9 protein-coding genes are annotated in these 15,355 nt (G+C 66.7%); 2 read left to right on the top strand and 7 right to left on the bottom strand.

Going from position 1 to position 15,355, the window contains the following annotated elements; all coding sequences use genetic code 11:
• Nucleotides 1-92: 92 nt before the first annotated feature.
• The 5 genes from ACZ9AQ_RS14050 to ACZ9AQ_RS14070 form a co-directional block, all read right to left on the bottom strand.
• Nucleotides 93-758 carry a hypothetical protein gene (locus ACZ9AQ_RS14050; RefSeq protein ID WP_429207122.1) on the bottom strand — a complete coding sequence of 222 codons (666 nt, stop codon included), beginning with the start codon at nucleotides 756-758 and terminating at the stop codon, nucleotides 93-95.
• Nucleotides 759-1,534: 776 nt separating this feature from the next.
• Nucleotides 1,535-2,173 carry an NAD(P)H-dependent oxidoreductase gene (locus ACZ9AQ_RS14055; protein ID WP_429207120.1) on the bottom strand — a complete coding sequence of 213 codons (639 nt, stop codon included), beginning with the start codon at nucleotides 2,171-2,173 and terminating at the stop codon, nucleotides 1,535-1,537.
• Nucleotides 2,174-2,475: 302 nt separating this feature from the next.
• On the bottom strand, nucleotides 2,476-4,131 hold the full coding sequence (locus tag ACZ9AQ_RS14060) for an ATP-binding response regulator (RefSeq protein ID WP_429207118.1): 1,656 nt from the start codon (nucleotides 4,129-4,131) through the stop codon (nucleotides 2,476-2,478).
• Nucleotides 4,132-4,267: 136 nt separating this feature from the next.
• Nucleotides 4,268-6,172: a hybrid sensor histidine kinase/response regulator gene (locus ACZ9AQ_RS14065; protein ID WP_429207116.1), complete on the bottom strand. Its 1,905-nt coding sequence runs from the start codon at nucleotides 6,170-6,172 to the stop codon at nucleotides 4,268-4,270.
• A gap of 417 nt (nucleotides 6,173-6,589) precedes the next feature.
• Entirely contained in the window at nucleotides 6,590-6,991 is a 402-nt protein-coding gene (locus tag ACZ9AQ_RS14070) for a response regulator (RefSeq protein ID WP_429207114.1), read from the bottom strand.
• Nucleotides 6,992-7,804: 813 nt separating this feature from the next.
• On the opposite strand from ACZ9AQ_RS14070, the gene ACZ9AQ_RS14075 reads away from it, so the two are divergent.
• Nucleotides 7,805-8,425, top strand: coding sequence for a response regulator (locus ACZ9AQ_RS14075; RefSeq protein WP_429207112.1), 621 nt, complete (start codon nucleotides 7,805-7,807; stop codon nucleotides 8,423-8,425).
• Between the two features lie 130 nt (nucleotides 8,426-8,555).
• Here ACZ9AQ_RS14075 and ACZ9AQ_RS14080 read toward each other — a convergent pair whose 3' ends face one another.
• Nucleotides 8,556-10,424, bottom strand: a complete 1,869-nt coding sequence (locus ACZ9AQ_RS14080) for an ATP-binding protein (RefSeq protein ID WP_429207110.1) — start codon at nucleotides 10,422-10,424, stop codon at nucleotides 8,556-8,558.
• Nucleotides 10,421-14,359 (bottom strand): diguanylate cyclase domain-containing protein, encoded by a 3,939-nt coding sequence (locus ACZ9AQ_RS14085; RefSeq protein ID WP_429207108.1) that lies wholly within the window; start codon nucleotides 14,357-14,359, stop codon nucleotides 10,421-10,423. Before ACZ9AQ_RS14085 ends, ACZ9AQ_RS14080 begins: the two co-directional genes overlap by 4 nt.
• A 593-nt stretch (nucleotides 14,360-14,952) precedes the next feature.
• Between ACZ9AQ_RS14085 and ACZ9AQ_RS14090 the strand changes: the two genes are divergently transcribed.
• Entirely contained in the window at nucleotides 14,953-15,315 is a 363-nt protein-coding gene (locus ACZ9AQ_RS14090) for a response regulator (protein ID WP_429207106.1), read from the top strand.
• The last annotated feature ends 40 nt before the right edge of the window (nucleotides 15,316-15,355 follow it).

Here is a 15,355-nt window from a genome sequence, read left to right on the forward strand (position 1 = left end):
CCGAAGCTGAGGCAAACTATTACAAGCAGTTGAGCAGTCAGGCTATCCCGGCCTGACTCACACTAACCGGCCTCCACGAAAGCCGGGGCGGTTCAATCGTCCTCAAGCATGCCCTTCAGTCGAGTGCATGCCCTTGCGAGTTCCTCAAGTATGTCAAGGCCGTAGGGCAGATATGAGAACTCATCTTCGGTATTGAGATAAGCTTTCGCACAGTGCGCATCGAAAATCGATACATGAGCCAACAGGTCTGACGCTACTGTTCCGTCGACCCATTTTATGTCCTCGGTGGCCCCGTTCACGAGCAATTCGAAAACTGCCTCGGCGGGAGAATTAGACAAAGAGGCAAGTTGCGCGTTAGGCAGAATGCGCTCACTTTGGTCCCTCGCGCGACACGCTCTTTTCAGAACCCGCGAATATCCCGATTTTCCGGAACCGTTGTGGCCATATATAGCGGTAATGCCTGCTTGTTGAATTGGCAAAACCTGCTCTTCTGCCAACGCGTTGACGTTCTTCAGGTCTTTGACAGCTGTAAGGCGCACACGTGCACCATCTGGTGTTCTGGACTCTGAAATCTCTCCTGATAAGGTTTCAGCAACTCTTAGCTTGACATCCGGGATGCCATGCTCCTGACGTAAAAGTGCATAGATGTCATCAAAATCCGACGCAGAGAGCTTCGCACATGAGTAGAGCCGCCGAACTGCGTCTTGTTGCCATAACGGCAAAGTACGTGACCACTCAATCACCGTCCCAAGAATCATCTCATCCCCAAAAGAATCGCCGCGATTTCGCTCTGGCTACGGGCGAATTGCCATAATGTAATGCCGGGAAGCATAGCACATTGATAATTTATTTTGATGTTTTTAGAAGGAGCTAGCTTAGTGCTGCGTCGTCATTCATGCGGTCGTCACAGGTGCCTACGCCCCCTTCCGAGTTCACCGCTGCGCCAACTCAGCGTTTCTTACGACGGCACCCTCTCGAAGCGTACTCAGCAAGCCAGGATAAATATGGATGTGTATAAGTCAGACCTGAGCCTGACTTGAGTCGGGGGCTAACGGATGCGTCCCGGAGTGCCAGCCAACTATTCAGCAGTTGGTTGAAAAAACGTATCCTGAGCTGCAATCTGAACAGTTTGCTGTCCCCAATGGAGGCGTGGCACTTGAGGCGGCAGTGGCAAATCAGTGGCAGAAGGCGTCGAACTACCCCCACGCGAAGCTGCGCGAAACAGAGCGCAGCTAAGCGCAAGTTATTGATTTATAATAGTCTTACCCCTCAACGGAGCGGGTCAAAGGATGCAGTTGGCACGTTCGGGACGTAGAGGCCGGAGGTTCGAATCCTCTCACCCCGACCAGACACTTAAAAGCCAGACCAGGCGTCAGCCGGTCTGGCTTTTCGCATTGATTCATGCATGGGTCGGTCATCGCCCTGCGGCGATACCGCGCCATATCCCGTGACTGTCGTCCGGGGACCCGCAGAGTCCGCGACAGATCCGTGCCGAGCATTGAGCATGACCGGATCTGCCGGGATGGCTTGTTGCCTATGCCAACTCGGTAACGAACTGCGACAATGGGCGGCGCACTTTCTTCAGGTCGACCAGCCAGTCGCCTTCATCCGCACGATAGCCAACAGGCAAGAGGATTACCGAACGCAATCCACGTTCACGCAGCTGCAGGATCTCGTCGACCTTGGCCGGATCGAAGCCCTCCATCGGGGTGGCATCCACTTTTTCCTCAGCGGCAGCGATCAGCGCGCTGCCGAGGCCGATGTAAGCCTGACGCGCGGCATGCTCGAAATTGGTCTGGGCGTCGCGTTGCGGGTAGGTCGCCAGCAATTGCTGGCGGTAGGCTTCCCAACCTTCGTTTCTGGCGCCGCGCTCGGCGTTCACCAGATCAAACATCGCATTGATGCGCTCGGCGGTATACGTATCCCACGCGGCGAACACGAGCAGATGCGAGCATTCCGTCACCTGGGCCTGGTTCCAGGCATGCTCCCTGATCTGTTCACGCAGGGCATCGTTCGTCACCACAAACATCTCGTATTGTTGCAACCCACTGGAACTGGCCGTCAGGCGTACCGCCTCGAGAATGCGGTCGATCTTCTCTTTGGCGACCTTTTTAGCAGGATCCATTTTTTTGGTGGCATAACGCCACTGCAAGGTTTGCAGGAGATCAGACATGCAGATTTCTTTCCATGTGAAGTGAATGACGCACCATGATGCCGGACTCGGCGTTTTCTTGCCGAGCAGGGCTTCATTTTGCCGCGGCACTACGTCACTTCACCGCCTGATTCGTCGCGTGCTGTAAGCCGAAGTACAGGATGACCGCGTGACGCACTGGCCGCGGCAGGAACGACACCCATGCGCTCACCGCACTGCGACCCTCGAGGCTGCCATCTTGCCATGCGCCGCAACGGCACACGGGAGCCGCGCCCCCCACCCTCCCGCTGCCCGGGCGCGCCGGGCCTGGCGCCGCCAGGCCTTTAAAAAGCCACCCGACGCCGGATCACGACCATGGTCCCCCTCCCCGCCCTGCCGTGGATGCGCACTTGCGCGCGGATGCTCGCCGCGCGTTCTCTCATGCCGCGCAGCCCGATCGACGACGGCGCGGTCAGGCTCGCGCGACGGATGCCGATCCCGTTGTCGCAGATGCGCACCAGCAGATGCTCGGCGCGGACGATGACCTGCACCACGATATGGGTCGCCTCGGCATGGCGCAGCACGTTGGTGAGCGCTTCTTGGCACATGCGTAGCAGCTCTCCGGCAATGAACGACGCCGGCTCGACATAGGATTCGTCGTCATACCGCACTTCACACACGATGTTCGCGCGCCGCTCGATGTCGGCTGCCTGCCAGCGCAACGCCGCCAGCAGCCCTTCCTCCAGCGCGGGCGGGCGCAGCAACGCAGAAATATCCTGGACAGAAAAAATCGCCATGTCGACGCTGGACAGCGCGCTCGCGAGTTCATGCCTGATTTCCGCGATGGATGGCGGCGCGAGCGGGCTTGCCAGGCGCTCCTGCAACAGCCGGATATCGATCTTCGCCGCGGTCAGCACCTGGCCGAGCTGGTCGTGCACTTCGCGGGAAAGAATCCTCCGCTCGTCATGCCGCACCTTTTGCACGGTGTCGAGCAAGGTGCGCAATTCCTGCTGCGATTGCTGCAGGCGTAACAGCTCGCCCTGTCGCCAGACGACATCCCTGCGCAGGCGGACCAGGCGGACATTGGCCTCGATGCGGGCGACGAGTTCCCTCGCGCTGAAGGGCTTGATGACGAAATCGTCGGCCCCTTCTTCCAGCGCGGCCACGCGCACCTTTTCATCAGCATGTCCGGACAGCATGATGACGGGGACCGTGCTGAGCTCATCTTGCTGGCGCATCAGGCGCAGCAGTTCGATGCCGTCGATGTCCGGCATCACCTTGTCGATCAGGATCACGTCCGGCCGGATCGCCATCGCGAGCTCGAAGCCGGCGCGCGCCAGGTGAGCGGAATGAAATGCAAAGCCGGCCCGTTCGAGGATGCGCTTGACGTGGGCGACCAGCAGCGCTTCGTCATCGACCAGCAGGACGCGGATCGGCGCGCCCCCGCCCTTCCCGGACGACGCGGCGCCGGTGACCGGCGCCAGCGCCCGCGAGACGCCCTGCATGCACAGATCGAGCAGGGCGCCCAGAGACGGATCGTGGCTGGACGCGTTCAGGAAGAACAGCGCGAGTCCGCCCGGGCTTGGGCCGGACGCCAGTTCGAAAGGAATCGCCGCGAACGAGCAAGGCCGGTCCCCGACCCACTCGGGGCGGTTCGGCCCAAGCGCCTGCAGCCGGCGCGCCGCGCCGAATGCCGCCAGGTCCGTCACTTCCGCGAATTCCGCGCAGCAGATCGTGGCGGCCGATACCGCGTGCTCGGGCGGCGCGCGCAAGAAGCCCGCGTGCGATTGCAGGGTCAGGCCGCCATCCGGCGTCTCCATGTAGATCGCCACCGCCTCGACGTCGTCGCGCATGCGCGCCACGAGCTGGTCGGCCACCTGTTGCAACTGGACCGGCGAAGCCAGGTATTCGGTCAGCGATGCGTGGGCCAGCATGCGGCGCCGCGCGGTATCGAATTCGGCCTCGTCGACGAAGGTTGCGCCGGGAGGCGGCTGCCTCATTGGGGATCGCGTCATCGCGCCTCACCTGCCCGGATGCGGGCGCCCGCCATCCGGTCCGCGAATCGCCCGCAGGATGGGCCGCACGGTCCCCCTGCCTGCCTTGCATCGCTCGCCGGGCTAGCGCGCTTGGTCGTCATCATGTCGTTCCTCCAGTATCGTCGAGCACTTCGGCCAATGCGCGGGCCAGCATCGACTTGCCATAGGGTTTGTTGAGAAGCCGGACGTCGGCATCGAGCTCCCCGTCGCGCCCCATGGCCTCAACCGTATGGCCGGAGGCCAGCAGGATGCGCAGCCGGGGCCGCAGCGTACGGGCTCGCCTGGCCAGCTCGATGCCGGACATGCCCGGCATGACGACGTCGGAAAACAGCACATCGACGCGCCCCGCCCCTGCCAGGTGCGCCAGCGCCTGCCCGGCATCGCAGGCCCACGTGACATCGCATCCCAGCTCGCGCAGCTGGCCCAGCACAAGCTGGAGGACGGTCGCATCGTCGTCGACCAACAGCACGGCGCACCCGCGCAGGGCCGGCAGTGCGCCCCCGGACGCCGCCGGCGCCTGTGCCGACATGCCGGAAAGCGGCAGGTACAGCTTCACGATGGTGCCGACGCCATCTGTCGAGTCGATCGTCACGTCGCCGCGCGACTGCCTGGCGAAGCCGTAGACGGTGCTGAGCCCGAGACCGCTTCGCGACGACTCGCTCCTGGTCGTGAAGAAGGGTTCGAACGCCCGGTCGATGACCTCGCGCGCCATGCCGTGCCCATCGTCGGCGATGGCGATCACCACGTACTCTCCGGGCTCCAGATCGAGCCCGGCGTCGTCTGCAGCGCCGGCTTCGGCCAGCGTCAGCAGGATCGTCACCCGGCCGCCGCCGGGCATGGCATCGCCCGCATTGAGCACGACGTTCAGGATTGCCGCCTCGAGCTGGCCGCGGTCGACACAGGTACGCCACTGCGCGCCGGTGTTGATGAGCCGCACGTCGATGCTGTCGTTCAGCGCGCGTGCGATCAGCGGGCGCAGTGCGTCGACGACCTCGCCGACAACCACGACTTCGGGCGCTAGCGCCTGGCGCCCGGCGAAGGCCAGCAGGCGCCGGGTCAGCTGCGTTCCACGCTCGCCCGCGAGCTGGAGCATGCGGGCGACTTCTCCAAGCTCCTCATCGTCGGCCAAGGCATTCGCCAGTTCGTCTGCATTGCCGATGATCACCGTCAGCCAGTTATTGAAGTCATGCGCGATGCCGCCCGTCAGCCGCCCCAGCGCCTCGAGCTTCTCGGTCTGGCGCGCACGCTGCTCCGGTGCGAGTCGCTCGCTCGGATCACAGCTTACCGACAAGATCGCCCTCGGCGCGCCATCGTCGTGCCGCACCAATATCCAATGGACATGCATCGTGAGGACGCGTCCATCCAGCGTCGCATGCGGCAGTCGCCCCGAAAAAACGCCCCGTTGCCCGAGAATCCGCATCGCGCGCTCGAACTCCCCCGCCGGGCAGCAGGCATACAGCGTCTGCGACACGGGCCTATCCAGCACTTCGTCGCCGGACCATCCGTAGCGCCGCACGGCTGCCTGGTTCCAGTACAGCACCCGGTTGTCCATGTCGCGCACGACGATGGCCTCGGTTGCATTGTCCAGCATCTCGGCCTGCATGCGCAGTTGCGGCTCCCGGCGCCGCGCTTGCCGGCCGGATGCGCCGTCGGGCTGCGCTTGCGGGGCGTCACGGCAGGCATCGCCGCACACTGCCGCCAGCAGCAGGTCGGCGGCCAGGCGCAGGCCGTCGACGACGCCGGGCGCGGGCATGCGCGCCGTCCGGCCTGCGGTCGCCAGGACGCAACTCACCCGGCCTTGCGGCCCGGCCGCGCTGCGCGTCACCTTGCGAAAGGTGCGCACGACGCCATGCGGGGCAAGCCCGAGCTCGTGCAGGGCGCCATCGGCCAGGTCGACGTCGCCCGCCGTCCGTGCGTCGAGCGCGAGGATCGCCTCGCGCAACTCCCCGTCCGGGGAAGAACAATAATGGCGCCGGCCGCCTTCATGGGCCTCGAGGATCAGCATGGCCGTCTCGTCTCCCGACAGCATCAATGCCAGCCCAAGCACCTTGTCGATGCAATGCGGGTCACTCAACCTGTCCACCGTCATATCCCAACGCTAGCCTCACTAATGTCAACACAATGGCGACATTAGCATGACGTCAATACCAGATACCACACCGAACGGGAGCGCAACGCCGGCCCCGTCGCTGGCGCCTGATCGGACGCACGCCGGCATGCGGGCGCACCGGCGCATGCGAACCAGGGCGCGATCCGTGACGGGTCTGGCGGTGACGTCGACCGTGGCAGCCGACGTGGATTGGCGGGAGGCGGGAAAGTCACGCCCGTCAGGCATGAACACGGCCGACAGGATGGTTCGGGGCAGGAGAAGAACGCTGAGCATGGGCGCTCCGTCTTTTGATAGCAGTGCGATACGTGGCGGCTAACCGTCCCGGGAGGCGTGCAACGATTCGACGAGGTCGGCTATTTTCTCGATGCGCAAGGGCTTGACATGGTGGGCGTCCATGCCCGCAAGAACGATACACTGGTGCGTGGCGTCGTCGCCCCAGGCCGTGAGGGCGGCGATGCGCGAGGCCTTTCCCCAATCCGTCTTGCGGACGCGGCGCGCGGTTTCAAAGCCGTCCATGCCCGGCATACCGATATCGAGCAGGATCAGATCGGGTTCGAGGTCATGCCCGCGGGTCAGTGCATCCGGTCCCGAATAAGCGACCACCGGGTCACAGTCGAAGTGTGAGAAAAGCAGCGCGAGCGTATCGGCGGCGTCGACATTGTCGTCGACGATGAGAATCCTGGGCTTGTTCGGAAGATTGATGGCGTCGGTCAAGGGGGCCTTGCGTTAAATGGTCGTATCCAGAGCGCAAGCTTAATGCCGGCACGGCGTCCGTCAATCGGGGCGTCTACGACACGCTGTCGTAATTCTGCTTGCCGGCGCCCGCGCCGGCGGTTGCAGACAGCGAGCGCCAGACCCCGTCGAGCCATGCGCCGCGTCCGGGGCTGCGCGGCCCCCCCGGCCGCGGCGCGCAAGCCAGGACCGTGGACAGGTCGATCACTCTTCGGCGACGCCGACGATGACACCGGCCGGGACGCGATCCGACGTGCGGCGGAACGCACATGTCCGATTGATCGACAGCATAGCGATGCACGGCGCGTCGGTGCATCGCATTTTTTACGACAGGCCGTCACCGATCGAACGGCGCCCGGTCGATTCTGACACGACACCAGGTCAATCTCGCACCGAGTAAACGACTGTTGCCATAGCTACGAGTCATCAATGGGGCTATATAATCCGCGTGCACGGATCATTCGCTTTGTTTCTTCCACCTTGATGCGTCACCCAGACCCGGCTTTCCCAGCAATGCCGGAGCGAATCTGGCAAGACCTTCGCTGGTGCACCAGGATCGTCGCTACCCGCCACGCCAGCGGGGCGCCGCCCCCCCCCTTTGCACAGCGACTCCCTGCACGCACCGTAGCGGTCGCCTGCCGCCTACGGGACCGCATTTGCCCAATCAATCTTTCAAATAGGCAATTAAGTGAGCCCGATAACAGACTTGTCCGCGCAATATTGTTACACTTGCCCCTTTGCGAATTCACACGCCTGCACCTGCGCGCACAGCGTCCAAACAAGATGATAAAAGTAGTGATCGCTGATGACCATCAGCTGGTGCGGGAAGGCGTCAAGAAGGTATTGTCCACGGACAGCGGGATCGCGGTGGTCGGCGAAGCGGCCGATCTGCCGTCGGCGATCGCCGTGCTCGCGTCGACGCAGACCGACGTCTTCATTCTTGATCTCAGTCTCGGCAACCAGGATGAACTGGAGGCGCTTCGCACCACCATGCGCATCTATCCGGCCATGCGCGTGCTGGTGCTCAGTTCGCACAGCGAGGAACGGTTCGGCATCGCCGTGCTCAGGCTCGGGGCTGCGGGCTACCTGTGGAAATCGAGAACGGCGGACGAGGTCGTGACCGCGGTGTGCAGGGTCCATTCCGGCGGGCGCTACCTGAGCGATACGCTGGCCGACCTGCTGGCCCGTGAGATCGCCTCGCCGGAGCCACGCCATCCGCATGACAGGCTCACCGAACGCGAACTTCAGGTCTTGCGCCTGCTCGCCACCGGCTGCCCGGTAAAGCAGATCGCGGGCCGGCTGGACATCAGCATCAGTTCGGTCAATACCTACCGCGGCCGCATCTTCCTCAAGCTGGAATTGAAAAACAACGCCGATCTGGTTCGGTATGCGCTGCAGCACGGCATGATCGCCTGAGGTTGCGCGGGCGGCCAGCATGCCGCGATGTCCGGCGCCGCCGCGCGTTCCGTGCGCATGCCATCGGGCGTCGCGGCGCCCGGCATCGGACGGAGGGCATGCGGGCGGGCGGGATTCAGGCGGACAGCACTCAGACGCGATCCAGCGCGCGGCGCAGATCCGCTTTGCCATAGGGTTTGTGCAACACGTCGCCTGCGGGCAGCGCATGGGCGCCGCCGAAGCTCTCGGGGGAATAGCCGGTACTGAGCAGGATGCGCAGTCCGGGCCACCGGCGGCGCACTTCGTTGGCCAGATCGATGCCGCTCATCCCGGGGAGTCCGATGTCCGCCAGCAACACCTCGACATGCAGCCCGGCCTCCAGCAGGCGCAGGGCCTCTTCGGCGCTCGCGCTGGCAGTCACCGTATGACCCATCGCCTCGAGCAGTACATGCACATGGGCGCGCAGGCTGGCATCGTCCTCGACCAGCAGCACCGAACGCACATGATGCTGCGCGGCCGGTCCCGGCCGCGCAGCCGCGACCGGCTTTCCGTCGGCGCACGGCAGATACAGCGTGACCACCGTGCCCCTGCCCGGCTCCGACCAGATCGTCGCCCGACCGCCCGACTGCCGTGCGAAACCCTGGACCATGCTCAGGCCAAGTCCGCTGCCGCCCGGCTTGGTGGTGAAGAACGGATCGAACACCAGCGGCAGGATATCGGCAGGGATGCCGCTGCCATTGTCGCTGACGGAGATCGCGATGCAGGGGCCGCCCTCGACGCAGCCGGCCAGGGCTGCCGTGTCGCTGCCCGCGAGCGCCATCGCCACATGGATCGCGAGCGCGCCGCCACTGGGCATGGCATTGCGTGCGTTGATGCACAGGTTCAGGAGCGACGTCTCGAGCTGTCCGCGATCCACGAAGACCGTGCAGGCGTCTTTCTCGACATCGACGGCGAGCTTGATATTTTCCGGCAAGCTGCGGCGCAGCATCGGCTCGATCGCTTGCAGCACGGTGCCGATATCGATCAGTTCCGGGGCGAGCGCCTGGCTGCGCGCGAACGCGAGCAAGCGCTGCGTCAGCTCCGCGCCGCGCTGGCCCGCGCTCTGGATCATGAGCGCGAGCTCGGCCAGCTCCCTGCGGCCATGCAGCGCCTCCGCGAGCTCGTCGGCGTTGCCGATGATAACCGTCAGCAGATTATTGAAATCATGGGCGATGCCGCCCGCGAGGGCGCCCAGCGCCTCGAGCTTCTGCGCCTGCGCCATCTGCTCATACAGCTCGGCGCGCTCGCGCACGTCGCTCGAGATCAGCAAGGTCAGGCATGGCAGGCCCAGGGAATTGCGCACCACGATCCAGCGCGTATGCATGGCCAGCGCATCACCATCGCGGCGCCGGTGGGTCATGCGGCCGGTAAAGTCGCCGTGCCGCATCAGCGTGCGCACCGCCGCGGCGAATTCGGGTTCCGGGATGTCCTTGCAAACATGCTCCCGCAGCGGCCGTCCGAGCACCTCGGCGGCGCGCCATCCGTACAGGCCCGAAGCCGCGCGATTCCAGTACAGTACGCGCTGGCGCATATCGCATATCAGCACCGCGTCGCCGGCGACATCGAACATGTTGGCCAGGTCGCATGCGCCCGGCCCGGCGCCCGCCGTTGTCATCGTCGCCGCCGCCGGGGCGACGCTGCCCACGAGGTGACGCCGGCCGCCGTCGAGTTCCACCGCGAATACCTCGTGCACCACCGGGAGCGGCGCTTCCTCGCCCACGCACAGCGCATACGACGCGCGCCAGTGTCCGTCCGCACGCGCCAGGCATGCGCGCAGGCCAGCCTCCACGCATGCGCGGTCCACCGGCGCGACACGCGCGATCCAGCCCTCGAAGCTGTCGACGCCGGCGATCGCGCGCGCGAACGCCCGATCGGAGGAAGCGCCGCAACGCACGGTCCCGCCGGGAAAATACCAGTCCCAACGCACGGACGAACCGGCGGACCGGCGGACCGGACGAATCTGGCTCACTACATCGCTCATGGCATCAGTTCGGTGGCGATGTCCGTTCCCGTCATGCCCGCCGGCGCCGCTCCCGCGCCTGCCGGCGGGTCGTCGCACAGGATGCCCAGCAGCGGCCCACGCACATGCCCGCACCCGGCCGCGATCAGGAAGGCCTGCTGTCCGGGCTCGGTCACGCCGTCCGCGATGGCAGGCAGCCCCAGGCTGCGCACCAGATCCAGCATGGCGCGCGCCAGGGCGGCATCGACGGCCGACCCCAGGCAGGCATGCACGACCTGCGGGGCGAGGCACACGCCATCGACGATATTGCGCCGCAACAGGGCGAGCGCCGCCGCGTCCATCGCGAATCCGGCGAGCACGAGCCGCACGCCGACCGCGCGCAGCGCATCGACGTTGGCGCCAGCGGTGCCGGCCCCCAGGGCCGCCGCGGGCAATTCCAGCGCGAGCCTCCCGGCGTCCACGCCGGCAGCCGCGAGCATGCCGGTCAGGCGCCGGGCGAAGTGCGGGTCGCGCAGCTGGCTGCGCGCCAGCGCCAGTGTCAGGCGCCGGTGCGCCATGGCGGGGTTTCCTTTCCAGCGCGCCAGGATGGCGCCGCACTGCCCGAGCATCCAGGCCTCCAGCTCGGGCAGGATGCCGCAGCGCTCGGCCGCCGCGAACACCTCGTGACCCTCGACCGCCGGCGCTGATGCGCGCGGCCAGCACAGCGTCGCCACGGCCCCGGCCGGCACTCCTCCCCCATCCACCTCGCAGCGCAGGTCCAGGCGCAGGCGGCCTTCTCTCAGGTCGCGCGCGAGGTCCTCGTCCAGCGCCGGCGGATCGGGCGCGTCTCCCGCCACCACCAGCGCGTCGCGTCCGCCGTTCTTGGCCTCGTACATCGCCTGGTCGGCGCGGCGCAGCAGCTGGTCGATGGGCTCCTCACCATCCCGCACGAGCACCACGCCGACGCTGGCGGTCGACTGGTGCACGATCTTGCCGATCTCCACCGGGCGCCGGAAGGCGCCGACCACGCTGGTGCCGACCGCGCGCGCCTGCCGCGCGGCGGCCGCGGGATCGGGGTCGAGCCCCTCGAGCAGGATCACGAATTCGTCGCCGCCGAACCGGGCCACGGTATCCTCGGCGCGCACGCAGGCGGTCAGGCGCGCCGCGGCCTGGCGCAGGAATTCATCGCCGGCGTCATGGCCGTGCCCGTCGTTCAGGCGCTTGAAATTGTCCATGTCGATGAACAGCAGCGCGCCACAGCGCTGCTGGCGCGCGTTGCGCAGGCGCAGCTGGGCGACCCGGTCCAGCAGCAAGCGCCGGTTCGGCAGCCCCGTCAATGGATCGTAGTAAGCCAGGCGCCGGATCTGTTCCTCGACCGCGCGCTTTTCGCTCACGTCGCTGCCGACCCGCAGGATGACGTCCGGCTGGCCGTCCGCGCCACGCACCAGGGTCCAGCTCTCATCCACCGACAGGCTGCGGCCGGCGCTGCATTGCTGCACGCTCTCCCCGCGCCACTCGCCGTGCTCGAGGACGGCGGCCAGGGCCGCGCGCGGGACGTCCTGGTCCTGGTAGCAATGCCCGACCTCCCGTCCCAGCGCCAGTTCGGCGTCCACGCCATACAAGGCCTGCGCTCCCTGGTTCCAGTAGCGGGCGACCAGGTCCAGGCCAAGCACGGTGATCGCCTCGCGCGCGTGGTCCAGCAACGCCGCCTGTCGCTGCAGGCACGCCACCGCGTCGAGCCGCTCCAGTTCGGCCTGGGCGCGGCTGGCGATGACCCGCAGGACGGTGTCCAGCACCTCGTTTTCGACCAGGGGCTCACGGAACAGGACGAAGGCGACGCCGAGAAAGCGTCCGTCGGCGCCGGCAAGCCGGCGTCCGGCATAGGCACGCGCGCGCAATCCCGGCAGGCCGGGCGCATCCGGACAGCGTTCGGCCAGGCCGTCAGGAATGATGTGCTCGTCCTCCATTGCGAGGGGCGCGCAGGGCGTGCCGGGCAGATCGTATTCGAGCTCTTCAAGCTCCTGTTTATCGACCTGGATCGCAATGGTGCGCATCCTGCCCGGCATGCCTTCCACCGGCCTGGCGATCAAGCCGCCGTCCGCCCCCAGCGCCTGCACCAGGTGCTGCAGCAGCGCCTGGAAATACGTCTGTGGATTGCCGCTCGGGACGCTGGCCGCCATGCCCATCAACGCCTGCTGGATGCGCCGGCGCTCGGTCAGGTCGCGCATGCCCCCGACGATGCGGACGATGACGCCATGCTCGTCGCGCAGCGCACGCGCATTGTCCTGGATCCAGGCATAGCTGCCGTCGGAGCGCCTGACCCGGTATTCGGCGCTGAGCTCGTCCTGCCTGCCCTCCATGACCGGGGCAAACGCCTCGCAGACGCCGGCCCGGTCGTTCGGATGGATCAGCTGCAGCCAGGCCTCCAGGCCGAAATCGGGCTCCTCTATGCAGCGCCCGACCAGCGCCGCGATGCTGCGGCTGCGCCACATCATGCCGGCCGCGATGTCCCAGTCCCAGATGCCGTCATTGCTCACCTGGGCGGCGGCGCGGAAGCGCTGCTCGCTCTTGCGCAGGCTTTGCTGGATGCGCCGCTGCTCGGTGATGCATTGCACCGCGCCCTCGATGCCCGACATGCCATGCCTTCCGGCCGCCGGCTGCCCCATCACCCGCAGCACCTTCGGACTGGCGCCGATGAAGTCGAGCTCGACGTCGAACGGAACGCCCTGGCGGCGGCACGACGCCAGGGCCACCAGCAGCTTGCGGCGCGACTGCGCCGGAAAACGGTCCATCAGGCCCGCTCCCGCCGGATCGTCCAGGCCCAGCAACTGCTGCATGTGGCCGCCGAGCTGGAGCGCGCCGGAGGGCAGCGCCAGGAACCAGCCGTCGATCGCCGCCATGCGGCCGGCGTTGCCGAGCAAGACCGATGAGCGGCGCAGCAACTCGCCGTTACGCACCTGTTCGGTCACGTCCTCGGCGACCCACAGCACCTGCGCCTTGCCGTTGGCGCGCGCGCGCACGCTCGACATCGTCGACCTGAGCCAGACCTCGCCGCCATCGCCGCGCAGGAAGCGCCGTTCGCTGCGTACCGCGTCCTGGTGGCCGCCGGCAAGCGCGCGCAGCGCCTCGGCCGCGCCGCCGCGCTCGCCCTCGGGCTCGAGCGCCGCGAGCGCCATGCCCGCCAGCGCCGGCTCGGCATGCCCGACCATGGCCGCGAAGCTGGCGTTGGCCTGGACGATGCCGCCGTCGGCGCCCACCAGCGCCATGCCGTTGGCCGCGTTGGCGAACAGGTGACGATAGCTGTCCTCGGTCCGCTTCAGGCGGCGCCGTGCGCGAAACCACATGACGCCCATGAGCCCGAGCACCAGCGTCGTCGTCGCGTTCGCCGCCTTGAGCTGGACCTCGAGCGCGGTGGCGCGTTGTGTGCTGGCCATGCGCAGCGCGCGTTCGTCGCCGCTGACCTTGCCGACCAGCACCCGGATGCTGTCCTGGAGCTGCTTGGAAGCGCGCATCTTCTCTATACGGATGGGCCTGCCTGCAGCGGCGTCGGCCTGTATCTCCAATGCCTCGTCAAGCCGCGACCGCACTTCCTTCTTGAGCGCGACGATCGCGGCCGCCGCCGCGACATCGGCATGGTCGCGCGCCACGCTGCGCAGGTGCTCCAGCGCAGCCTCGATGCGCGGCAGCGCCAGCGTGGCCGGTTCGAGAAAGGCCGGGTCGCGCGTGATGACGAAGCCGCGCGTGCCGCTCTCGACGTCGACCGTCAATTGCAGTAACTCCTGCAGCTCGCGCTCCACCCTGGCCGATGCCATGGTGACTGCCTGCTGCCTGCGCATATCGTCGATCAGCGAATGCGACAGCATGGTGGACAAGGCCAGCGTCGCGAAGAAGCCTATCGGCCACAGCCAGACCGAATGGGCGCGCACGCCCAGGCGCCGCATGCGGGCGCGCATGACGGCAACGATGTGCGGGCGCATCACTCGCTCCCTGTGGCGGGGACGACGCGAGCGCGCACGCGTGCGTCGGCGCCCGGGCCGGGCCGGACGCGGCGCGGCGCTCGCGCCGCCGCCCCGGATGCGGATCCGCTGGCGCGCAGACGCGGGCCGCGTGCGCATGAGAACGAGGCAGCGCGGGTCGCAGCATGGACGTGCGGAGGATTGGGCATAGGGATGAGAGGGTCGGTAATGCGATTCGCATTTATCTGCTGATTTTTCCAGCTGGAAACCCGGGCCGCAAGTCAAGCAGATTGCGACAGGGTGTCGACATTCCGCCAATGGCTGGCAGGCGCAGGCTCACGTATGCTCCGGGGGGCGCGCCCGACCGTCTGCACGCATGGGAAGGCGGCATGCCGACGGCGGCAAACGGCAGTGACGGCAGGCGACAAGCCCCAGGGACCACGACGAAGGAACGAGATGACATTCGCGAACGAGCTCTACCTTCTGGTCGCCGCGGCGATGCGCGGGCAAGCCGGGCATCCAGCCAGGCTGGTCGCGATGTCCTGGGCAGCGCGGGCCTTGCCGGCCTCGCCGACCTGCGCCGCGGGCCAGGCGCACACGCAGCGGAGACCGCTTTGAACCATGACATTCTGGTTGTCGACGACAACGAAATGATACGCTACCTCCTGGAGCGGTCGCTCAGGGCTGCCGGGCATCGGGTGCGTGTCGCCGCCAACGGCGTCGAGGCGCTCGCCTTGTGCGAGACGATGCATTTCGACGTCCTGCTCACCGATCTGAACATGCCGCTGATGAATGGCGACGCGCTCATCGCGCGTGCCCGCGCGCTCCAGCCTGGCCTGCGCTGCATCCTGCTCTCCGCCGACGAGGTTCCGCCCCAGCCCCTGGGCGACGGCGTCACCTGCCTGACCAAGCCGCTGTCGAGGAAGGAACTGGCCGCGCTTGTCGCACGGGCCGGCGGCGACACCTCCCTGCCCTGAGTGCACCGTGGCTGCGGCCGGAAGCGGGCGCGATGGCCGC

The sequence above is a fragment of the Massilia sp. UYP34 genome (genome assembly GCF_056279385.1).